Source organism: Psychrobacter sp. FDAARGOS_221 (assembly GCF_002313155.2).
In the GTDB taxonomy this organism is placed as follows: domain Bacteria; phylum Pseudomonadota; class Gammaproteobacteria; order Pseudomonadales; family Moraxellaceae; genus Psychrobacter.
Genome location: NZ_NWFK02000001.1, coordinates 569,086 through 590,639 on the forward strand (window position 1 = coordinate 569,086; position 21,554 = coordinate 590,639).

Sequence of the window (21,554 nt, forward strand, 5' to 3'; positions counted from 1 at the left end):
TCTCAATGCTAAAGTTGTAGCGACCAAACAGGATAGGGTCCTATCCTGTTCTAGGTTAGAAGGCTGGTTCAGAAACTTTTTTTCTGTTCCAGCCTTTTTTGTTTCAGCTTTTTAGCAGCATTTTTTAGCTGTATTTTTTAGCAGCTGTTTTAACTGCATATAGCTACTTACTGACGATAACCATAGAACTCATTGCAGCTTTAGACTTAAGCCAGCCACAACCACTGTCCATCGGTTCATAACCACCCGTAATTAAAATAATCGAGCGTACTCATGCTACTGTATATTCTTCGCCGAATCTTAATTCTCATTCCCGTCTATATCGGATTAACCCTATCTACCTTTACCCTCATTCGCTTAGTACCAGGTGATGCGGTTGAGATTATGATGGGTGAACGTATGGTAGATCCTGAGATGCACGCCCAAGCGCTTGCACGTCTTGGTTTAGATAAGCCATTACCTGTGCAGTATTGGGACTATATAAGCGGTATTATGCAAGGTGATTTTGGTGAGTCCTTCCGTACCAGGACACCGGTACTGCAAGACTTCTTTGCGCATTTTGTGCCGACATTAGAGTTGGCATTTTGCGCCATTACTATTGCCAGTATCTTGGGTGTAACGCTCGGTATTATCGCTGCATTAAAGCGCGGTACTTGGTTGGATTACACCTTAATGTCAGGCGCTTTGGCCGGTTATTCGATGCCAATCTATTTATTGGGTCCGATTTTAACCGGTATATTTGCCCACTATTTAGGCTTACTGCCTGTCTCTGGGGTGATTTCTGTCGCCCAGTTCTTAGACGTTAAGCCTTTATATGGTTCCTGGCTATTAGGCTCATTGAACTCGGGCATACCTGGGGCTTTTTGGAATGTGGTTCAGCACTTTATCTTACCCTCTATTGCCCTAGCGACTATCCCATTGGCCATGATTGCACGTATGACACGCTCTGCGATGTTAGAAGTACTTGATGAAGATTATGTACGTACCGCAAAAGCGAAAGGCTTATCGCCAAAGCGTGTGGTATTGATACACGTCATGCGCAATGCACTGATTACAGTGGTTACTGTTGTTGGACTACAAATGGCTACTTTGCTGGCTGGCGCTATCATTACTGAGACTATCTTTAGTTGGCCAGGTGTTGGTAACTGGTTACTCGATGGCTTCTTTACCCGCGACTACCCTATTGTACAAAACGGTATTTTATTGGTCGCAACAGCGCTGATTATCGTGAGTCTTATGGTCGATATTTTGTACGGATTAATTAATCCACGCATTCGCCATACCTCTTAATTATTACTGAACAAACCGTCGACTCAGTCATGACTTATCCATATACGATGAGCAATCTCGATAATGGTTTAGACAGTGGCTTAGATTGTTTAACCGCAGACATATTTGCATTTATAGCATGCAGCCTTGCATACAGACCTATGCATAGACACTTATAGGAACACGTGATGAAGCCAAGCGCATTACCTAACAATTCACAAATTATGGCCGCAACACCGCCCTCTTCTTGGCGCTTATTTGTTGCCACTTTTTGTCGCAACCGAGGCGCTGTTCTAGGACTATTGGTATTGACCTTAATGGTCATCGTTGCCATCCTAGCACCGAGTATCGCCCCACATGACCCTTATGAGCTATACACTGGAAAAGAGCAACTGCCGCCTGCATTCTTTAGTGGCGGAGATGCTCAGTTCTTCTTGGGCACAGATGATGCTGGTCGTGACACCCTATCTCGAGTGATGTATGGGGCACGCTATTCGTTATTCATTGGACTAAGTGCGACCACTTTAGCGATGATTACAGGGATTAGCTTGGGTCTAAGTGCTGCCTTTTGGCCCAAGGTCTGGGGTAAAGCTGTGATGCTGGTCAACGACATTTTAATGTCCTACCCTAGCCTGCTATTAGCGATTATTATTGCCGCTATCTTAGGCCCAAACATGACCAACACCATTATTACTATTGCCTTGGTCTGTACGCCTCCGTTTATCCGTCTTACCCGTGCAACAGCCATGGTTGAACTACAGCGTGAGTATTTCACTGCCTCTAAAGTTATGGGCGCTGGTGTACTGCGCTTATTATTCATCACCATTTTGCCAAACTGTATGGCGCCTTTGATCGTTCAAGCCACGATGATCTTCTCTTCTGCCATCTTAGAAGCTGGCGCGATTGGTTTCTTAGGTTTTGGTGTACAGCCACCGGATGCCGAATGGGGTGCTATGTTGGGTACTGCTCGCCAGTATATTCAAAGTAATGTTTGGTTGGCGATTTGGCCAGGCTTGGCAATTTTCTTAGCCGCTTTATCTATCAACTTAACTGGTGATGGCTTACGCGACGCGCTAGATCCGAAATTAAAGCAGGTGTCATAATGAGCAACTTAACTCCTAATTCACTCTTAAATAACTCGCTATTAAATGACGCTCCTGTTGATGACGCGCCTTTGTTATTAGACATTGAGAATTTATCCGTTACTTTTGGTAAAGGCGCACGTGCGTTTCGTGCCGTAGATGATGTCTCACTGCAACTAAAGCAAGGTGAAGTGCTGGCAGTAGTCGGCGAATCTGGTTCAGGAAAATCTGTGACCATGATGGCGTTAATGGGACTGTTACCCAATACCGCCACTGTTGCGGCAAACAAAATGCGCTTTGATGGTCAAGACATGCTGACCCTCTCTGACCGCAGTAAACGCAAAATCATTGGTAAAGACATCTCCATGATTTTTCAAAATGCGATGTCTTGTTTGAATCCAAGCTTTACTCTAGAGTTCCAATTGGCAGAAGTGTTAAAAACCCATTTGGGTCTAAAGGGGCAGGCTGCCCGTCAACGTATCTTAGAATTGTTAGATTTGGTTGAAATACCTGATGCCAAAAACCGATTGAAAGTCTACCCTCATCAATTATCAGGCGGTATGAGTCAGCGTGTGATGATTGCTATGGCACTGGCCTGTGAGCCAAAGCTGTTAATTGCTGATGAGCCAACAACCGCACTGGATGTGACCGTACAAGCACAGATTATGGGGCTCTTAAGCCGCTTGCAACAAGAAAAGCAAATGGCGATGGTGCTTATTACCCATGACTTGGGCTTAGTGGCGCAAAACGCGCGCGATGTTGCGGTCATGTATGCCGGACAATTGGTAGAAACCAATACTGTACCTGATATATTTGAGCACCCCGCTCACCCTTATACAGAAGCCCTGTTGCAGGCCATTCCAGAGCTGGCCATCGGTCAAAGCCGTTTAAACAGCTTACCTGGCGTGGTACCTAGTCAATATGACCGACCACAAGGGTGCTTGTTATCACCACGCTGTCCCTATAAGCAGCCGATATGTGATACACCGCCGCCACTGATACCCAGTCATAATGGATTAGTACGCTGTATCCATCCTGATTTAGTGACCAATAAAGCGGCGCATTTAAACACACACGGGGATCTGTCATGAGTCATAACCCTACACAACACACAGCAGCAACGCCTAACGCAGACACCGCTGCAAGTCCCATCGTACTAAAAGCGGACAACCTACATAAGCATTATCCGGTATCACAAGGTATCGGCAAACCTAAAGCCTACGTCAAAGCGTTAAACGGTATCTCTTTTGAATTGGCAGCGGGTAAGACCTTAGCGGTGGTTGGTGAGTCAGGCTGTGGTAAATCGACACTGGCCAGACAACTGACTTTAATTGAAAAGCCGACCGAAGGGCAGCTTTTTATTAATGATATTAATACCACCAGTTATAATCGCCGAGCACTCAAAGCGATTCGTACTGAAATTCAGATGGTATTCCAAAATCCTTATGGCAGCCTAAACCCAAGACATACGATTGGCTATCAGCTGACTGAACCGCTTAATATTCACGGCAACTTATCGGCAAATGAGAAACAAGATAAGGTGCATGACATGATGCGTTTGGTAGGCTTAAGACCTGAGCACTCTGGTCGCTATCCGCATATGTTCTCAGGCGGTCAGCGTCAGCGTATTGCCTTAGCTCGCGCCATGATGCTTAACCCAAAAATCGTAGTAGCAGATGAGCCGACTTCGGCGCTTGATGTGTCTATTCAGGCGCAGGTATTAAACCTGTTTATGGATTTGCAAGAGGAATACAACACCGCCTATGTGTTTATCTCTCATGACTTGTCTGTGGTACGTCATGTGGCCGATGATTTAATGGTGATGTATTTAGGTAAAGTGGTCGAACATGGGCCAAAAGAAGCCATTTATAATGATCCCAAGCATCCTTATACCATAGCTTTATTGGCAGCAGCGCCTAGCATTCATGGTCAACAAAAAATATTGACCTTAGAAGGCGAGCTACCCAGCCCACTCAATCCGCCTAGTGGTTGTGCCTTACATCAGCGCTGCCCTTATGCAACTGAAGCCTGTGCACAGCAAGAGCCTGAGCTTAGAGAATGGGAAGGTCGTTTGGTATCTTGTATCCGACTTGAAGAGATATATGCTTAGCCTCTGGCTCACGATTATCTAATCTAATCTAACCGTATCTTAATCGGGTTAAATTTTGATTAGTCTTGTTTGTTTAGACCGACTCAATTGTCCAGCTTGGTATTAGCAACAATAAAAAACGTGTTTTGATCATCTAGTTATCTAGAGTCAAAACACGTTTTTTATTGCTAGCTGTTTCTTATAAGTTTAAACGCTATATAGATTAAACGGTAAACGGCTACATTAACTTATTGTTTTTTAACCACTCAACATTTAGCTTTTTAACCGCATCAATTTCAGCATCCATAAATGCTTTACTTTTACCTGGATATTTAATCAATGAATAGACATACAATACCAGACCTAATACGATCCAACCTAAGAAAATTAGCCACTCCACACCGGTTAACGCTGATGCCATACCAGGCATATACAGTACAAGCAGCCCTAAGCTTAAAATGATAGTCACCAGACCGATTAACTTGCCAGCCGGTACTTTAAATGGACGTACCATTTCTGGTTCACGATAACGCAGTACCAAGAAAGAAATGGCCACACAAGTATAGGCAATAACAATACCAAAGCCGCCGGCATCGACAATCCATACCAACATTTTACGACCAAATAAAGGCGCAAACGTCGCCAGACCACCGATTAACAAGATTGCATTCACAGGGGTATTATATTTTGGATGCACTTTGGCCAAGAAAGCTGGCAGCATATGCGACTTCGCCATCGCATACATTAAGCGGCTACCACCAATTAAAAACGCATTCCAACTGGATAAAATACCTAGCACTCCACCAATTACTAACAATACACCAGCCCACTTGCCGCCCCAAGCATTACTCATGGCATCAGCGGTCGCCAAGGTTGAGTTTTGCGCTTGAACCAGTGGTAGTGTTTGTCCCACACTCCAAGCAACCCCAGCGTACCAAGCAACAGCGACAATTAAAGATACAATTAAAAACTTACCAATCTCAGGGCGAGTTAAGTCAATCTCTTCAGCCGCTTGCGGAATCACGTCGAAGCCAACAAACATAAAGGGCACCATTACAATCACCGCCATCATGCCGCTAATACCGCCAATAAAGGCAGGCGCTTGAACTGCTGATGTCTCTGCTGGATTGTACAAAATAGCACCGATCATTAATAAGGTGCCGACACATAAGATACCTGCTACGGCCAGCTTTTGGAACCAAGCACTGACTTCAACACCACGTATGTTTAACCAAGTCACCAACAATGAACCCAACATACCCACGCCAGCCCAAGACGCGTACACGTCCCAACCGGCTATATTCCACAGTTTACCTTGATTAAAATTGGGTATCAGATACTCAATGACAGTGGGCAGTGCCACGGCTTCAAATGCTACGACTGACAAATAGCCAAATAAAATACTCCATGAACAAATAAAGGAGACATGCACCCCAAGTGCCCTATGCGTATAAGTATGCTCACCGCCTGTAATCGGCATAGATGATGCTAGCTCAGCATATGTAACGCCAATAAAAATAACTGCCAGTCCGCCGACTAAAAAGGCCAATACTGCGCCCCAAATACCTGCTGACATTACCCAGCCACCGGCCAGAACTACCCAGCCCCAACCCACCATGGCTCCAAAAGCCAGCGCGATAATATCTACCATCCCTAAGGATTTCTTTAATCCAGACATATCCTCTCCCTGATGTTATCTGTTCGTTAATTTGTAATAGGTCTCGATGCGCTTATTTAGCAGCTAGTAATACCTACAATAAGATATACTTGCTGTTTTAATAAGCTACTAAGCCATCTTCACCTCGTTCATTTTCTATATCACTTTCTATATCACTTTCAATATCACTTAGTTTAAATCTGTATTCCGCCCCACTCTGCTTAGGGTAATACCATTAGAATCCCAATTATCCAGATATGGCGGAATAAATTTGACCAGTATTTTCGATCAGTAATGGTTTACGAAAAATAGGTAAAATCTTGCGCCAGTTCTGATAAGAAATCATCTGCCTCGTCTATTTCATAAACCACAGGCTTATTACCTTGAGTGTCTGTCACCAGTGCTTCTTTAAGCTGTTGCACACCAGTGATTCGGCGATAGTCAGCACCAAAACCTTCTGCTAACGCGTCAAACTTAGGTGTTTTAATATTGACCCCGATTAATGGCAAACCGGCTTGTTCCATATAACGACGAATCTCACCATAGCCTTGGTTATTCCATATCAATACAATCACAGGCAGCTCCAGCTCAGCGGCACAAATCAACTCAGCGATGGTGAACTGAATACCGCCATCACCAATCAAGCTAACCACAGGCGAGCTTGAGCCAACCTTGGCGCCAATAGCAGCAGGCAAACCGTAACCTAGCGTGCCAAAGCCAGTCGATGAGTTAAACCATTTGCGTGGCTTAACCGCCTCATAACCCAAGTTACCGCTGTACACTGGCTGAGTAGAATCGCCGACGATAATAACATCATCTAAGGTATCTCGAATCAGCTTTAACACCCCAATTTGACCGGCAAAGCTGGGCGCCATCTCATCAATCAACTGCTTTTGAAGGCGCTCTACTGTTTGCTGTCCATTATGAGATAAGGGCTCTTCTTGTAAGCGTTGACACAGACCCGTTATAGCAGACTGTGCACTGCTTAAAACCGGAACATCAGCCACAAAGGGTAAGTTTAATTGACGTGGATCACAGTCGACTCGAATCAAGGTACCAGTGATATCAAATTCATCATTAAATACAATGTCGTAATCGGTCTCACCCAGCTCGGTACCAATCGCCAATACCACATCCGCTTCTGCCATTAACGTTCTCGATGCCGGTAGTGAATGGGTACTGCCCAAGCTTAATGGATGTGACGGCGGCAACAGACCCTTTACATTAATGGTCAATAGAGTCGGTGCATCAATCAGTTCAGCGAGCCTTTGGGCATCCTCATTCACATCAATACACCCACCACCGTATAACAGCACTGGATTTTTGGCCTGCTTTAAGTGGGCTACGGCTTTATCAAGCTGCTCAGGATTGGCGCCAATATGCAGTGCAGATGAGTCAGCTAAAGGCTGTTTGTTTTGTGGCGGCCGAGCAACATGACTGGCATCAGCAGTAATCACATCGGTAGGCAGCTGAATATGTACCGGACCAGAACGAGCCCCTTTCATAGCACTAAAGGCTTCAGCGATGACTTTTGGCAATGCTTCTGGCTTCCAGATGGTCTTACTATATAGCGCGACCTTATCTGCCATACCTTGCTGATCATGCAGCTCATGCAAATGCCCTTCACCGCTGCCCGTATCCCCCACTTTATTGACACTGGAGATGACCAACATCGGAATAGAGTCTGCTAAGGCTTGCGCCATGGCCGTCATAATATTGGTCATACCTGGGCCAGTAATAATAAAGCAGGCAGCAATTTTACCCGAAGCTCTAAAGTAGCCATCGGCCATAAATCCTGCCCCTTGCTCATGACGGGGTGTGATATGGGTAATAGCCGTATTAGGTAGGCCACGATACAGCTCAACGGTATGAACACCTGGAATACCAAATACAGTGTCAACACCGTAATATTCAAGCCATTCAACAAGCAGCTCACCACAAGTCAATTGAGTTGCTGTGTTTGAAATAGACATAGTTAAATCCTTTTAGGGTCTTTTCGCTTATCCCAGTGAAATAGTGACGCCTGATCGTTTCATATCATTGATTGGTTAGAACAATGAGTACAAAAAAACAAGCATATATTTTAATTGTTATAAAATAAAAAAAGGTGAACAAGTTGATTTAAACAGCTTGCTCACCACATGAAAATTGAGATTAAAGGTCCTAAACCTTCGCAACTTTTAATCGCGACTTTATATAGTCAGCATGTCTTAATTTATTAAGCTTAATTTTATCAAGCTCACTGCCCGTTTAAGGCTTTTCGTCATAACGAACGCCTGGCAAAATACACAGCATTTCAAACAACAAGTTGGCTGCAAGTACTGAGGTATTACCAAAGGGATCATATGGCGGTGATACTTCGACCAAGTCACAGCCAACCACATCAAGACCGCGCATACCACGGATAATTTCGATACCTTGAGTAGAGGTTAAACCACCGATTTCTGCGGTTCCAGTGCCTGGCGCAAACGCAGGGTCGATACCATCAATATCAAAGCTTAAATAGACAGGACCTTCTCCAAGCTTTTCTCGTACTTCTGCCATAAGCGGTGCTAGCGACTTGTACCAACACTCTTCTGCTGGTACCACTCTAAAGCCTTGATCTGTTGACCAATCAAACTCTTCAGCGCTATACCCTGTCCCACGCAGTCCAATTTGAACCACACGGTTACCATCTAACAGGTTTTCTTCGACAGCACGACGAAACGGTGTACCATGTGCAATCTTTTCACCAAACATCTCATCATTAATATCAGCATGAGCATCAACGTGCACCATGCCAACTGGGCCATGTTTTTTAGCCAGTGCCCTTAAGATAGGCAGTGCAATGGTATGGTCACCGCCCAGTGTTAATGGGATAGCGTCATACTGTAAGATGTTTTCAGTGTAAAATTTCTCGATAATATCGATACTTTTTAATAAGTTAAAGGTGTTAATCGGCACATCACCAATATCAGCCACTTGCAGTGACTCAAAGGGTGCCGCACGGGTGGCCACATTATAGGGACGCAACATCCGCGACTCATCGCGAATCTGGCGTGGACCTAATCGAGCACCCGAGCGGTTTGATGCCCCGATATCTAAAGGAACACCGACAAAGGCCGCATCCAATCCTTCCGCAGTGGCTTGAGTCGGTAAGCGCATCATAGAGGCAAAACCGCCAAATCTTGGCATATCATTGCCACTTAAAGGTTGATTGAATGTCATAGTCCGTTCCTTGTCTTTTTTATCCAGTGTTTATAGTACTTGTTTAATGATATCTAGGCCTTCTTGAAGCACCTCATCCGATACCGTTAATGGCACCATAACACGAATCGCGTTGCCATATCGACCACATGACGCCAGTAGCAAACCCTTATCAAACGCATCGGTACGCAGTTTAGCCGTTGCTTCTGCATCTGGATTACCATCGGCATCGACGATATCAAACGCTAACATTGCACCCTTGTGACGGATATTACCGATCTTGTCGCTGTTTAATCCTTTTAAGAAATCAGCAATGGTTTGACCGATAACCTTACTGCGCTCAAGCAAACCTTCCTCTTCGATCACTTCGATAACTGCCAGTGCCGCCACACAGCCCAATGGGTTACCTGAATAAGTACCGCCTAGTCCGCCTGGTTGTGGCGCATCCATCACTTCTGCACGTCCGATAACTGCTGAAATAGGATAACCACCGGCCAAGCTCTTGGCACTGGTCATTAAGTCAGGCTCAACGCCTAACTGCTCCGTGGCAAATAAAGTACCGGTACGACCAAAGCAGGTTTGTACTTCATCAAAGATTAATAAAATACCATGCTCATCACAGATTTCACGCAGCTTTTTGGCAAAGCTTGGTGTTACTTGGTGGAAACCGCCCTCACCTTGTACCGGCTCAACAATCATGGCTGCTACATCAGTAGGATGAATAGACGACTGGAAAATGGTCTCAATACTGGCAAGCGCTTGTTCTTCAGTCACGCCCAGCTCTGGTGCTGGAAACAGTGCATGATAAATAGACGCCGGCATAGGACCAAAATTGTTTTTGTAAGGAACCACTTTACCGGTTAAACCCATACACATGTGCGTACGACCATGCCAACCACCAGCAAACGAGATGACACCGTGACGACCAGTACTGGCACGGGCAATCTTCATGGTGTTCTCTACTGCTTCAGCACCAGTGGTAAAAAATACCGCCTTTTTGTCACCACTAATTGGGGCAAGCTCACAAAGCTTCTCCGCCAAACTCACATAGCTTTCGTAGCTAACAATTTGAGCCGCAGTATGGGTGAACTTATCAAGCTGCTCGCGTACACGAGCGGTAACTTTTGGGTGATTGTGACCTGTATTTAAAACTGAAATACCGCCGATGAAGTCAATATAACGCTTGCCTTCGACATCCCAAAGCTCTGAGTTAAGTGCTTTCTCCGCAAAAATTGGGAATGCAATACCCAAACCCTTAGGTAATACAGCCAAACGACGCTCTAATAGTGATTGATTGGTTAATGTGCTCATATCTACATCCTTGTATTGTCATTAATGCAGGTGCATTGTTTGCTATTGTTTAATAGTAGCTTTATTTAATTGTGCGATTTAATTGTGCGTTGGTTTTACCAACTTTGATTTGATTCAACTTAACTTTTTTAACTTAAATTATTTCACTTAAATTATTTATGACGTATTTGGTTAGTACTGACTTTAATGAATACCAACTAACCTAACTCTTGTGCCCAGTATTTAATGGTCACGTATTCATCAATACCGTATTTAGAGCCTTCTCGGCCAAAGCCAGATTGCTTCACCCCGCCAAAAGGCGCAACTTCGGTTGATAAAATACCGGTATTTTGACCGACCATACCGTAGTCTAAGCCTTCACATACGCGCCATGATCGGGTTAAATCATTACTATAGAAATAAGCAGCTAAGCCATAAATGGTATCGTTGGCCTGCTTAATCACTTCCGCCTCATCGCTAAAGGTAAAGACAGTAGTGATTGGTCCAAAGATTTCTTCGTGAGCGATATCCATATCATCAGTCAAATTACTGATAACCGTTGGGTTCATCGTCAGCTTAGATGCTGAATTAATATCACCACCTGCTAATAGCTCTGCGCCTTTATCTAACGCATCTTGAAGCAGTCCTGACACTTTATCCAGTGCGCCTTGGTTAATTAATGGTCCAATATCTACCCCTTCTTTTAGACCATCACCAACTGACAGCTTGGCGACTTTCTCCAAGAATATCTTCATGAAGTCATCTTTAATACTGTCTTGGACATAAATGCGGTTGGCACAAACACAGGTCTGACCCGCATTACGGTATTTGGCGGCAATTAGGCCATCTGCTGCTTTTTCAAGATTAGCATCATCGAATACGATAAATGGTGCATTACCGCCCAGCTCTAAAGATAGCTTTTTGATGGTTGGTGCACACTGTGCCATCAAGGTACGGCCCACTTCTGTAGAACCTGTGAATGACAGCTTATGTACCCGTTTGTCTGAAGTCAGCACACCGCCCACAACCGATGATTTACCGGTTACGATTTGAATAACGCCTTTTGGTATGCCTGCTTGAATGGCCAGCTCTCCTAAAGCAAGGGCAGAAAATGGGGTTTCAGTTGCTGGTTTTACAATCATCGTACAGCCCGCTGCTAATGCAGGTGCCGCTTTACGAGTAATCATTGCAGATGGGAAGTTCCAAGGCGTAATAGCCGCACACACACCTACTGGCTGTTTTAATACGGTAATACGCTGAGTTGGTTTGGTAGAAGGAATGACATCACCATAGACGCGTTTGCCCTCTTCGGCAAACCATCGGATGAAACTGTTGGCGTAGGTGATTTCACCGCGTGATTCTTTTAGAGGTTTACCTTGCTCGGCTGTCATTAACACCGCCAAATCTTCATGATTGTCATCAATCAGATCCGCCCATTTGTGTAATAACTTGGCACGCTCAGCAGCAGTCAAAGCTGCCCAGCCAATCTGTGCTTGCTCTGAATCAGCAACGGCTTGTTCGATTTGAGATTGGCTTAAGCTAGGGATACTACCCAACACTTCGCCATTGAATGGATTGGTGACGTCGATTTTTGCGCCATCTTCGGCATCTACCCAGCCCTCACCAACTAGGCACTGAGTTTTTAATAGATCAGGGTTTTGCAAAGTAAGCATGGTAACCATCCTTGTTAAATTATGCAGTTCGTGACTGCCTTATTTAAATTACTAGTCCGTGTAATTCAGCATATTGAATTTGCATTTCATATATGAGATAACTTATTATAAGTTCACTTTCAGCACAATTGCAACACCTTAATAACGCATTTTTACCTTTTTAAATAAAGCGATTCATCTTTGAATCTGATTGAATGTTTCGCAAGACATGATTTTATTAATGGGCAACGATTAGGTCGCAAATAAGATCATCAACTAGGATAAACACTTTGAAATCTAACGATCAAAAACCCTCGGTAAGTGTGCCTGCGATTGACAGAATGTGTTTGATTCTTGACCTCATTACCGACACCAATTATCCGCTAACTTCGGCAGAAATCGCTGAACAATTAGAGTTGCCGCGCAGTAGCACTCACAACATTCTGCAAAGCTTGTTGAATAAACACTTAGTCTTTAGAGACCGTGATAACCGCTATCATCTGGGCTCATATCTTCTATATTGGGCAGGCAAGTATGAAAAGCAGCACAGTATTATTGACGTATTTCTCGAACTTATTAATAACTACCCTGTTCTACTTAAGAACACAGTGACTTTGTCTAAGATTGATGGCAAAGAAGTGGTATTTTTAGCCTGTTACGAGTCGCCTGCACCTCTAGGATTTACCTTTCGTTCAGGGGTGCGTGTGCCAGCGCCCTTCTCAGCGACCGGCAAAGCCATGTTGGCAACTTACGATGATAAAACTCTGAATCAACTGTTCGGTCAGCAAATGCCAGCACCCTATACCACGCGAAGTGTACAGCGACTAGATGATTTGATTAGCGAGTTACAACAAGTACGTCAGTCAGGAATATCACTTGATGATGGGCAATTAAGAGAAGGCATGTATTGCCTCGGCACTTGCATTAGTGATGCTGACGGCCAGCCTATCGCCGGTATGGCGGTAAGTTTTGTGAAGCAAGAATATGAGCAGCAGCAACAAGCTGTTAGTGAAGCCTTGGTGTCACTGGCACAGGACATTTCTAAACACATAGGCACTCATTGATACGCGCTTACTGATACGCGCTCACTGATACACACACATCGATAATAGGCCATTCAAGCTAATAATCTGTTTCAGGTGTAGATTGCTACTTAGAAAATTATATCTGCCTAAATGGCCGTTACCCTTTAAATGACCCCTTTATCCTGCAACTGCTGAACCTGCTCAGCGCTTAGGTTCAACTGCTCTAATACTGCTTGCGTATCTGCGCCCAACGCTGGCGGCGCACTGTCATAGCGGACCGGCGTCTTCGATAGCTTAATAGGATTGCCCAATGCTCGTACCGGACTGTCTGGGAAGCTGACAACCATGTTACGCGCTTGAACTTGTGGCATCGCCAACGCCTCAGTCACATTGTGAATCGGACCACAAGGCACACCAGCTGCTTGGAACAACTCTAACCACTCTTCACGGGGCTTTTGCTTAAAGATAGGTACCAAAATCTGCTGCAAGCTGTCTCTATTAGCAACGCGCTCAGGATTAGTGGCATAGCGGCTATCTTGATGCAAGTTTTGCCCTATTACCTGGCACACCTTAGCAAACTGACTGTCATTACCACAGGCTAATATAAAGTGACTGTCATCAGCGGTAGCATATACTTGGTAAGGCGTGATGTTGGGATGCGCATTACCCAATCTTGGCGGCGTGTTACCTGATGCCAACTGATTCATACCAATATTTGCCAACATCGCCACCGCACTGTCCAGTAAAGCCACATCCACATACTGACCTTCGCCGGTTTTCGCACGTGCCAATAGCGCCGCTTGAATTCCCACGGTCAACTGTAATCCCGCGAACAAATCAACCACTGCCACACCCACTTTATGCGGCTCTCCATCGCTAGGCCCGGTGATACTCATCAATCCTGATAAGCCTTGGATAATATAGTCATATCCAGGCTTATTGGCATCAGGACCATCTTGACCAAAGCCGGTTAGCGAAGCATAGATAAGCTTAGGGTTAATTGCCTTTAGGGTTTCATAATCTAAGCCGTATTTCTTAAGCCCGCCAACCTTAAAGTTCTCAACGACCACATCACTTTGTTTCGCCAGCTGCTGTAGCAGTTGTTGACCTTCAGGCTTAGTAATATCGACCGTGATTGACTTTTTATTACGATTAACCGTTGCAAAATAAGCCGCTGTTTCTGCCCCTGTTTGCTCATCTTTAAAGCTTGGCGGACGCCATTGACGCGTCTCATCACCAACGACTGGACGCTCGACTTTGATGACCTCAGCACCTAAATCTGCAAGAATCTGAGTACTTGAAGGCCCTGCCAATACGCGAGACAGATCCAACACTTTAATACCGCTTAGCGCTTGTGTTGATTGCTGCTGATTTGATTGAGGCTGTTGTTGAGAGTGCGAACGTGTATCTTGTCCTTGATTGGATTGCATATCATCTCTCTCGTTTTGTGTGTTGAATACGTTTAATGTCCTTTTAGTGAACGGCACACTATTCAAGCATTAAGAAAAGGCTTGAATACCGGTTTGTGCACGACCTAAAATCAACGCATGCACATCATGCGTACCTTCATAAGTATTAACCGCCTCTAAGTTCATTACATGACGAATCACATGATACTCATCGCTAATACCATTACCGCCATGCATATCACGCGCTACTCGGGCAATATTTAGCGCTTTACCACAGTTATTACGCTTGATTAACGAGATCATCTCAGGCGCTGCGTTGTGCTCATCCATTAATCGGCCCACTCTTAATGCCGCTTGCAATCCTAACGCAATTTCAGTTTGCATATCAGCCAGCTTAAGCTGTACCAATTGCGTCGCTGCCAATGGACGGTTAAATTGCTTACGATCTAAAGTGTACTGACGCGCAGCTTGCCAGCAAAACTCAGCCGCACCCATTGAACCCCAGGCAATGCCATAACGCGCTTTATTCAAGCAGCCAAATGGACCTTTTAGACCACGAATCTCAGGGAATGCATTCTCTTCTGGCACAAACACATTATCCATTACGATTTCACCGGTAATAGACGCACGCAGTGAGAACTTACCTTCAATCTTAGGCGCAGATAAGCCTTTCATGCCTTTCTCTAAAACAAAGCCGCGAATCTGACCTTCGTCATCTTTGGCCCACACCACAAACACATCAGCAATCGGGCTGTTGGTAATCCACATCTTACTGCCTTTTAGCTGATAACCGCCGTCTACTTTTTTGGCACGGGTTTTCATAGAAGCAGGATCAGAGCCTGAATCTGGCTCTGTTAATCCAAAGCAGCCCACATATTCGCCCGAAGCTAGTTTAGGCAAATACTTCTCTTTTTGCGCATCCGTACCATAGGCCCAAATCGGATGCATCACCAAACTTGATTGCACACTCATTGCTGAACGATAGCCCGAATCGACGGCTTCGACCTCTTTGGCAATCACCCCGTAAGCCACACTCGATAGACCGGCACAGCCATAGCCATCAATAGTCACACCCAGCAATCCAAGCTCACCCATTTGACGCATGATATTGCGATCAAAATTCTCATGGCGGTTGGCCTGTAAGATGCCAGGCATTAATTCAGTTTGACAAAAATCATGGGCGCTTTTTTGCACCATTAACTCTTCTTCGGTTAATTGGTCACGCAATAAAAATGGATCTGACCATTCAAATGATGGCATCTTAGTGGCGTAAGCAGTATTGGTTGCGTTTGACATAACGGGCTCCTTGTTGGTGTCTGAAGATATTGATGTCGACGTTTAAAGCTGTTAAACTGTCTTTAGTTTCGCATAGTGAAACGCTGTTTCATTAATATGATTAATTAAAGCAGAATTTATTGTGCAAGTAAAGATATATTGCTCACTTAATTAATAAAAAAAGAACAGCCATGACTCAAAATATCATTCAAAACACCACACAAAACCCGACCCAAAATAAGATACCCAATCCAACTGCGCCTTTAAGCGATCACATACAACAGGCGTTACAAACCGCTAAGCAAACGCAAGATAAAGCATTTATCACGGCGCTGGGTCGTGGCATGCTAGTGCTTAGTGTGTTTGAGCAGCAACAGCAATTAACGCATCAGCAAATATGTGACAAAACACAACTGCCTAAAGCCACAGTCAGCCGCTTAATACATACCTTATTGCAATTGAATGTGTTGAAACGTGATTCCAATGACAGCTATCAGCTGGGTAAAAATCTGCTGGCGTTGAGTAACAGTTGGCCAGTACAGGATATGGTCGAACAATCAATGCCGCTGCTGCGAGAGTTTGCGCAAGCGCATCAGGTATCGGTGAATATTGCGACTGAAAGTGAAGGAGAGATGCGCTACTTGGCGTGCTACCGTAGCCCCGCTCGATTGGCAGTGAATTTAACGGTTGGTTCTACGGTGCCGCTTGATAAGACAGCCATTGGTCGCGCTTTTTATGTGGCTCAAACCCCGAGCATGCAGCAGCAAATGATTGATAGCCTGCCCTATCCGCCCGTTTCAGATGAACAGTCTAAAGCGCTGACAAACTTAGCAGCAGCGACTGCCTTTTTTGAGCAACACGGTTATACCCTCTCTGATGGTGAGTATTCGCCAGATATTTTGGCGGTAGCAGTGCCTTTATATGACAGTATTGAAGGTAGATACACCCATTCATTGAATGCCAGTGTGCCTAGAGCCAGCTGGGACGCGCAGGATTATATTGACTTTATTGTGCCTAAGTTACAGGCGCTAGCGCGTCAGATTGAGGCGTTATAAACGAAGGGTTAAGAAAGAATTCTGTTAAAAAGCATCTACACCTTATTTCTGCATACCTTATAAACTTTGTGTCCACTGTGACCGATTTTCACTACCGAATATCCAGCCTTTATAATTTTTGGTCTCCACCACGAATATGCCATAGACTGACACAATGATATGGTCTATTTGGGTCGTTCTCTCATCAGGTAATGGCAAGGTCACATTTTTGATACGGTGATAGACCTGCTTGTCTAACATCAGCCAAGTCGTAAAATTAATAGCCGCTTCACCAAGCATACCTTTTAAGGTAGATTTTAAGGACATTCAGGTTCTCTATGATATGGATATGCTTTAAATAGATATCTTATCAGTAAATTTGATCTACCACCAGTAAGTCGGGTATTGCCGTTCTCTGCCCAAATTATTATAAATAAGCGCAACACCCACCAGTACAAGCGAACCAAGCAGTGTGGGTGTGATAAGAAACTGCCAACCTACCCCTCCTAACATAACGATTAAAGGGTTTGAACCCGCAGGTGGATGCGGTACTCTTAAAATTAACATGAGCGCAATCGCTGTTCCCACAGCCATCGCCATACTCCACCAATGCACGCCAAACCACATCATAAATAATAGTCCTGTTAAGGTTGCGACGAAATGCCCACCAATAACGTTTCGAGGCTGAGCGAACGGACTTTGCGGATAAGCAAATACCAGCAAGCAACTTGCCCCAAATGACCCTAATATCATGACAGCTTGTGTCCAATCCCCTATTAAAGCGACACTAGCCGTTGCTATTGTGCCACCTAACCATGCAACAGCTACCATCCACATTGGTAATCTTTCAGGGCAAGCGAGTGATTGACCTTTTAGCTTTTTGATATTGAAAAATTGACTCATTATGTTCTTCCCTTTTCTATAAAAAGAATTAAATTCTCATATCTTATTAACTTGGTGATATTCATCTAGCTATTAGCTATAATGTATACCGATAAGTATACATAACTAATATACCGATTGGTATACCTGATTTAATATATGTCAAATTAAATAAAGGAAAACAATGAGCATTAAAGAGGATATCTTAGTCAAAAGCTTCGAAACGTTTTATAAAAATGGCTTCCATGATAGTGGCGTGTCGTTATTAGCCGAACGAGCAGGTACAACAAAGCGCACGTTATACGCCCATTTTGATAATAAAGAAGGGTTGATTGAGGCGGTTTTGAATTATCGTCATGATATGTTTATGACGCAATTAATTAGACATTTTGAGTCATTGATAATAAGCGATTCAACAGATGTGACAAATGCCTATGTTGTTTTTCTGAAAAACTGGATAACATCGGATAACTTTTATGGGTGTTTATTTATTAATGCGTGTGCCGAGTTTTCAGAATCTACTTCGATACCGCATGATATTGCGAGACAACATAAAAGTGCAGTAAGACAATTCTTGCTTGAGCAATTTTTAAAGATAAAAACAGATAATCCGAAGCGATTGGCAGATACTTTGTTTGTGTTTGGCGAAGGTTTAATTGTGAGTGCGCAGACGGGACAAGATGATTTGGAGTGGGATTTGGGTTTGATTAATGGAATAACTTGAAAAAAACATAATCGTTATAACAGTTATTGAAACGCTAAACAAAACTTGATACTCTCACTAAGTACACTCGTACATTTTATTAACCTGACCCCTCCTGTCGCCACGTTTGCGCCAGTTAATTATGTTTGAAACTCGTATCGAAGATTACTGGATAACCCGTCCAGATACTTTAAACCTTGGGTATATCAAAGATTTAAACCACTTCCTGATACTTTATAACCTCTCTATAGCCTACCAACCTTGTGAAGACTTGCCAGATTTCGGTATTTTGCAACTGTCTAAAGAAGATGCTAAAACTATTTTAGATGTCTTAAAAGACAACTCATTAATAAACGATTATATCAAGCATAGTATTCAAAACTATATTGCAAAATAACCTCTTACATACCCACCTATTCTTATCAAACGTGACCATCAAATGGCAAATGATGTGACCAGTCATTATTACCATTCGTGACCACATTAATTTCAGAATAGAAAACTATTCAATATTATCCATCAAAAGCATCTGCCACTTTTCTCATAGACTTACCTTTTAATTCTATGATGTGCGCTTGATTGATAACCCGATCTAACAAAGCATCAGCGATCGTTGAATCACTGAACTTATCATGCCAATGCTCTATTGAAAACTGACTAGTAATCATTAGGCTTCCATTCATGGACTGTAAATCAATAATTTCTAGTAATAATGGTGCAATTTGTATATCTATCTGACCTAAAGCGAAATCATCAATGATCAATAAGCGACTTTTTATCAATTTTCGTCTTAATCTAATTAAACTCCCATCAAGCAGTGCATCACTAAGCTCTTCAAGTAACTGATGTGCAGTTATGAACAATGTCTCATAACCTTGTCGACAAGCTTGAATACCTATAGCGCAAGAAAGCCATGTTTTACCAGTACCTGTTGCACCAAATATCAATAGGTTCTGTTTTTTCTCTAACCAACCACCTGATGCTAAGTGCTGTATAATCGCTTTATCTAACTTTCGACTGGGCGCATAAGTAACTTCTTCAAGTCTAGCAGAAGGATAACGAAACTTTGCAGCTTTTATCAGCCTTTCAATTCGCCTTTGATGTCGATTTTGTATTTCAGCATCGCTTAATAGACTAAGCATTTCGCTAAACGACAACCCTTGTTTTAAATATAGTTCATAATTGGTATCTAATAATTCGACAAAGCTAGTTAATTTTAGCTCATTTAATTGTTTACGTAGTGTTGTATTAAGCATGACTATTCTCCAAGCTAGTATTTTGTTGAATAATGTGCTGGTAATAGCCAGCACCTCGAATATTTTCATGACAAATATCTGTATGAGTTTTGCCAGACTTATTATTCAACTTTAAATAGCTTTTACTGGATACCAATTTTTTTAGTGTTGATATATTAAATGATTGCATATTAATCGCACATTGGCATGCACCATCAAGACGCTCTTCAAAGTTATTATCAACAACCCACTCTTTAAAATCTCGAAATTTGAGCGAATTCGACTTAAACTCCCTTTTATTTGCCAAATACTCATGCGCCCATAGCTCACAATTATCTCCCCATTGCCCAGACCATTGTTTTAAGTAGTCAATATTCGATCCAGCTTGATACTGATGGTCTTTAGGCATATGGTTAATATCAATCACATCAAGCTGACCATCACTTGCGATAGCATGAGAAGCAATACGATTACGCTGAAAGTACATTTCAATCAATTTATCTGAGATAGCAATGTCAATCTGTTTATGCGCATATTGATAAGGTACGCTATAGCGCACTCCATCCACGTTCACTTGATAAAACTCATCAACTCTTTGGTCGTACAGCCAATCCCTAATTTCAAAGCTAGATTGTGGTAATGGCGTTAAATACGGTTTATCAAGCTTCAAAAATTGCTCATATCTTGACGTAGGAAAACGTTTAGTGGCTTTAGCGTTTAGTTCAATTAATCCTGCCAAAATAGATTCATTTAACTCATCTAATGAGAAAAAAGTACGATAACGTAGTTTTGCTAAAATACCTCGCTGTACGATTTGTACACATACCTCCGCTAACCCCTTATCTTTGGGTTTACGTGGTCGAGTTGGATTAATTGCAAAGTTATAGTGCTCAGCAAGTTCAGCATAACTTTGATTGATCTGTAGCCGAGTTTTAGTATTGGTGATGACAGCAGATTTTAGATTATCAGTAACGACTTGCTCTGGTACACCTTCAAAATAACGAAACATTTCAATATGACAGCGTAACCAGTCTTTAATTTTCTGTGATTCAACAGCATAAGCAAATATATATCCCGATGCTCCCAACACCCCAACAAATACCTGTACGTAACGCACTTCACCTGTTTCAGGATTCTGTATAGGCATGGTACGACCACAGAAATCAACTAACACTTGTTCACCCACTTTATAGTGTTGACGCATGGATAGCCGATTGGTTTTACGCCATTGTCTATATTTACGAGCAAACTGTGAGTATGACAGGCCTTCAGGGCAATCAATTCGGTATTCTTGCCATAGTAGCATTAGCGTCATATCACGCTTCTTTAGTTCATCGTTTATGTAATCCCAATCAGGTTCGACTTTGTGAGACTGTTGATAAACTTTAGGCTGTGAGCCTAACTGGGCTTCAAACTCATTATTAGGTAGATTCAACAAGTCATCACCATGTATGGTGCACCGCTTATAGAGTCTTAATACCCTGCCAACAGTGTTATGTGAAATGCTAAGCATACTAGCGATTTTACGTTGACTATAGCTTGGATTAATTAAATGATATTGAATGATTTTACGTTGAGTTTTAACATCTAAACGCATAAATATTTCCTAAAATAGATTAAAATATATCAATGCGCAAACATAGATGCTCGGTTTCTGATTGACATCATCAACTAGAAACGTAACAATAGTAATGTCGAAGCTTGAAAACGACACCTGTGCAGTATCTGTGTGTATCAGACACGGATACTGTGCATCTTTATCTACG

General features: G+C 43.1%; 19 protein-coding genes. 8 read left to right on the forward strand and 11 right to left on the reverse strand.

Going from position 1 to position 21,554, the window contains the following annotated elements; translation table 11 throughout:
• The first annotated feature begins 273 nt into the window (after nucleotides 1-273).
• From A6J60_RS02370 to A6J60_RS02385, 4 genes are all read left to right on the forward strand, one after another.
• On the forward strand, nucleotides 274-1,290 hold the full coding sequence (locus tag A6J60_RS02370; protein WP_096064576.1) for an ABC transporter permease: 1,017 nt from the start codon (nucleotides 274-276) through the stop codon (nucleotides 1,288-1,290).
• Nucleotides 1,291-1,457: 167 nt separating this feature from the next.
• A complete protein-coding gene (locus A6J60_RS02375) occupies nucleotides 1,458-2,372 on the forward strand; it encodes an ABC transporter permease (protein ID WP_096064577.1) in 915 nt (304 codons plus the stop codon).
• The gene (locus tag A6J60_RS02380) at nucleotides 2,372-3,442 is read left to right on the forward strand and encodes an ABC transporter ATP-binding protein (RefSeq protein ID WP_096064578.1); all 1,071 of its coding nucleotides are present in this window, start codon (nucleotides 2,372-2,374) and stop codon (nucleotides 3,440-3,442) included. Before A6J60_RS02375 ends, A6J60_RS02380 begins: the two co-directional genes overlap by 1 nt.
• On the forward strand, nucleotides 3,439-4,461 hold the full coding sequence (locus A6J60_RS02385; protein WP_096064579.1) for a peptide ABC transporter ATP-binding protein: 1,023 nt from the start codon (nucleotides 3,439-3,441) through the stop codon (nucleotides 4,459-4,461). The genes A6J60_RS02380 and A6J60_RS02385 overlap by 4 nt, the downstream gene beginning before the upstream one ends.
• A 217-nt stretch (nucleotides 4,462-4,678) precedes the next feature.
• On the opposite strand, the gene A6J60_RS02390 is transcribed toward A6J60_RS02385, so the two are convergent.
• From A6J60_RS02390 to A6J60_RS02410, 5 genes are all read right to left on the reverse strand, one after another.
• The gene (locus A6J60_RS02390; protein WP_096064580.1) at nucleotides 4,679-6,118 is read right to left on the reverse strand and encodes an APC family permease; all 1,440 of its coding nucleotides are present in this window, start codon (nucleotides 6,116-6,118) and stop codon (nucleotides 4,679-4,681) included.
• Between the two features lie 278 nt (nucleotides 6,119-6,396).
• The gene (locus A6J60_RS02395) at nucleotides 6,397-8,070 is read right to left on the reverse strand and encodes a 5-guanidino-2-oxopentanoate decarboxylase (RefSeq protein WP_096064581.1); all 1,674 of its coding nucleotides are present in this window, start codon (nucleotides 8,068-8,070) and stop codon (nucleotides 6,397-6,399) included.
• 277 nt (nucleotides 8,071-8,347) lie between these two features.
• A complete protein-coding gene (speB, locus tag A6J60_RS02400) occupies nucleotides 8,348-9,304 on the reverse strand; it encodes an agmatinase (protein ID WP_096064582.1) in 957 nt (318 codons plus the stop codon).
• Between the two features lie 30 nt (nucleotides 9,305-9,334).
• Complete coding sequence (gene gabT, locus A6J60_RS02405) at nucleotides 9,335-10,594, reverse strand: 4-aminobutyrate--2-oxoglutarate transaminase (protein ID WP_096064583.1); 1,260 nt, start codon at nucleotides 10,592-10,594, stop codon at nucleotides 9,335-9,337.
• Between the two features lie 197 nt (nucleotides 10,595-10,791).
• Complete coding sequence (locus A6J60_RS02410) at nucleotides 10,792-12,246, reverse strand: NAD-dependent succinate-semialdehyde dehydrogenase (protein ID WP_096064584.1); 1,455 nt, start codon at nucleotides 12,244-12,246, stop codon at nucleotides 10,792-10,794.
• Between the two features lie 269 nt (nucleotides 12,247-12,515).
• Here A6J60_RS02410 and A6J60_RS02415 point away from each other — a divergent pair, with 269 nt between their 5' ends.
• Entirely contained in the window at nucleotides 12,516-13,289 is a 774-nt protein-coding gene (locus tag A6J60_RS02415; protein ID WP_193778010.1) for an IclR family transcriptional regulator, read from the forward strand.
• Nucleotides 13,290-13,414: 125 nt separating this feature from the next.
• Here A6J60_RS02415 and A6J60_RS02420 read toward each other — a convergent pair whose 3' ends face one another.
• Both A6J60_RS02420 and A6J60_RS02425 read right to left on the reverse strand, forming a co-directional pair.
• A complete protein-coding gene (locus A6J60_RS02420; protein ID WP_096064585.1) occupies nucleotides 13,415-14,680 on the reverse strand; it encodes a CaiB/BaiF CoA transferase family protein in 1,266 nt (421 codons plus the stop codon).
• Nucleotides 14,681-14,749: 69 nt separating this feature from the next.
• The gene (locus A6J60_RS02425) at nucleotides 14,750-15,955 is read right to left on the reverse strand and encodes an acyl-CoA dehydrogenase (protein ID WP_227526038.1); all 1,206 of its coding nucleotides are present in this window, start codon (nucleotides 15,953-15,955) and stop codon (nucleotides 14,750-14,752) included.
• Nucleotides 15,956-16,125: 170 nt separating this feature from the next.
• On the opposite strand from A6J60_RS02425, the gene A6J60_RS02430 reads away from it, so the two are divergent.
• Nucleotides 16,126-16,989 carry an IclR family transcriptional regulator gene (locus A6J60_RS02430; protein ID WP_096064586.1) on the forward strand — a complete coding sequence of 288 codons (864 nt, stop codon included), beginning with the start codon at nucleotides 16,126-16,128 and terminating at the stop codon, nucleotides 16,987-16,989.
• A 57-nt stretch (nucleotides 16,990-17,046) separates the two neighbouring features.
• Here the strand turns inward: A6J60_RS02430 and A6J60_RS02435 are convergent, their stop codons facing one another.
• Both A6J60_RS02435 and A6J60_RS02440 read right to left on the reverse strand, forming a co-directional pair.
• The gene (locus tag A6J60_RS02435; protein ID WP_096064587.1) at nucleotides 17,047-17,295 is read right to left on the reverse strand and encodes a nuclease-related domain-containing protein; all 249 of its coding nucleotides are present in this window, start codon (nucleotides 17,293-17,295) and stop codon (nucleotides 17,047-17,049) included.
• Between the two features lie 57 nt (nucleotides 17,296-17,352).
• The gene (locus A6J60_RS02440; RefSeq protein ID WP_096064588.1) at nucleotides 17,353-17,871 is read right to left on the reverse strand and encodes an HPP family protein; all 519 of its coding nucleotides are present in this window, start codon (nucleotides 17,869-17,871) and stop codon (nucleotides 17,353-17,355) included.
• A gap of 163 nt (nucleotides 17,872-18,034) precedes the next feature.
• Between A6J60_RS02440 and A6J60_RS02445 the strand changes: the two genes are divergently transcribed.
• A complete protein-coding gene (locus tag A6J60_RS02445) occupies nucleotides 18,035-18,574 on the forward strand; it encodes a TetR/AcrR family transcriptional regulator (protein ID WP_096064589.1) in 540 nt (179 codons plus the stop codon).
• A gap of 121 nt (nucleotides 18,575-18,695) precedes the next feature.
• Nucleotides 18,696-18,950, forward strand: a complete 255-nt coding sequence (locus A6J60_RS02450; protein ID WP_096064590.1) for a hypothetical protein — start codon at nucleotides 18,696-18,698, stop codon at nucleotides 18,948-18,950.
• Between the two features lie 115 nt (nucleotides 18,951-19,065).
• Here the strand turns inward: A6J60_RS02450 and istB are convergent, their stop codons facing one another.
• Together istB and istA are read right to left on the reverse strand one after the other, a co-directional pair.
• On the reverse strand, nucleotides 19,066-19,809 hold the full coding sequence (gene istB, locus A6J60_RS02455; RefSeq protein ID WP_193778011.1) for an IS21-like element helper ATPase IstB: 744 nt from the start codon (nucleotides 19,807-19,809) through the stop codon (nucleotides 19,066-19,068).
• On the reverse strand, nucleotides 19,802-21,385 hold the full coding sequence (gene istA / locus A6J60_RS02460; protein WP_096064592.1) for an IS21 family transposase: 1,584 nt from the start codon (nucleotides 21,383-21,385) through the stop codon (nucleotides 19,802-19,804). Before istA ends, istB begins: the two co-directional genes overlap by 8 nt.
• Between the last annotated feature and the right edge of the window lie 169 nt (nucleotides 21,386-21,554).

Bases quoted from the DNA above. Each gene is read 5' to 3' on its own strand.
- speB (WP_096064582.1), bottom strand. From the start codon at position 9,304: ATGACATTCAATCAACCTTTAAGTGGCAATGATATGCCAAGATTTGGC.
- A6J60_RS02395 (WP_096064581.1), bottom strand. From the start codon at position 8,070: ATGTCTATTTCAAACACAGCAACTCAATTGACTTGTGGTGAGCTGCTT.
- istB (WP_193778011.1), bottom strand. From the start codon at position 19,809: ATGCTTAATACAACACTACGTAAACAATTAAATGAGCTAAAATTAACT.
- A6J60_RS02425 (WP_227526038.1), bottom strand. From the start codon at position 15,955: ATGTCAAACGCAACCAATACTGCTTACGCCACTAAGATGCCATCATTT.
- A6J60_RS02420 (WP_096064585.1), bottom strand. From the start codon at position 14,680: ATGCAATCCAATCAAGGACAAGATACACGTTCGCACTCTCAACAACAG.
- A6J60_RS02410 (WP_096064584.1), bottom strand. From the start codon at position 12,246: ATGCTTACTTTGCAAAACCCTGATCTATTAAAAACTCAGTGCCTAGTT.
- gabT (WP_096064583.1), bottom strand. From the start codon at position 10,594: ATGAGCACATTAACCAATCAATCACTATTAGAGCGTCGTTTGGCTGTA.
- A6J60_RS02430 (WP_096064586.1), top strand. From the start codon at position 16,126: ATGACTCAAAATATCATTCAAAACACCACACAAAACCCGACCCAAAAT.
- A6J60_RS02385 (WP_096064579.1), top strand. From the start codon at position 3,439: ATGAGTCATAACCCTACACAACACACAGCAGCAACGCCTAACGCAGAC.
- A6J60_RS02445 (WP_096064589.1), top strand. From the start codon at position 18,035: ATGAGCATTAAAGAGGATATCTTAGTCAAAAGCTTCGAAACGTTTTAT.
- A6J60_RS02435 (WP_096064587.1), bottom strand. From the start codon at position 17,295: ATGTCCTTAAAATCTACCTTAAAAGGTATGCTTGGTGAAGCGGCTATT.
- A6J60_RS02440 (WP_096064588.1), bottom strand. From the start codon at position 17,871: ATGAGTCAATTTTTCAATATCAAAAAGCTAAAAGGTCAATCACTCGCT.
- A6J60_RS02390 (WP_096064580.1), bottom strand. From the start codon at position 6,118: ATGTCTGGATTAAAGAAATCCTTAGGGATGGTAGATATTATCGCGCTG.
- A6J60_RS02380 (WP_096064578.1), top strand. From the start codon at position 2,372: ATGAGCAACTTAACTCCTAATTCACTCTTAAATAACTCGCTATTAAAT.
- A6J60_RS02370 (WP_096064576.1), top strand. From the start codon at position 274: ATGCTACTGTATATTCTTCGCCGAATCTTAATTCTCATTCCCGTCTAT.
- A6J60_RS02375 (WP_096064577.1), top strand. From the start codon at position 1,458: ATGAAGCCAAGCGCATTACCTAACAATTCACAAATTATGGCCGCAACA.
- A6J60_RS02450 (WP_096064590.1), top strand. From the start codon at position 18,696: ATGTTTGAAACTCGTATCGAAGATTACTGGATAACCCGTCCAGATACT.
- istA (WP_096064592.1), bottom strand. From the start codon at position 21,385: ATGCGTTTAGATGTTAAAACTCAACGTAAAATCATTCAATATCATTTA.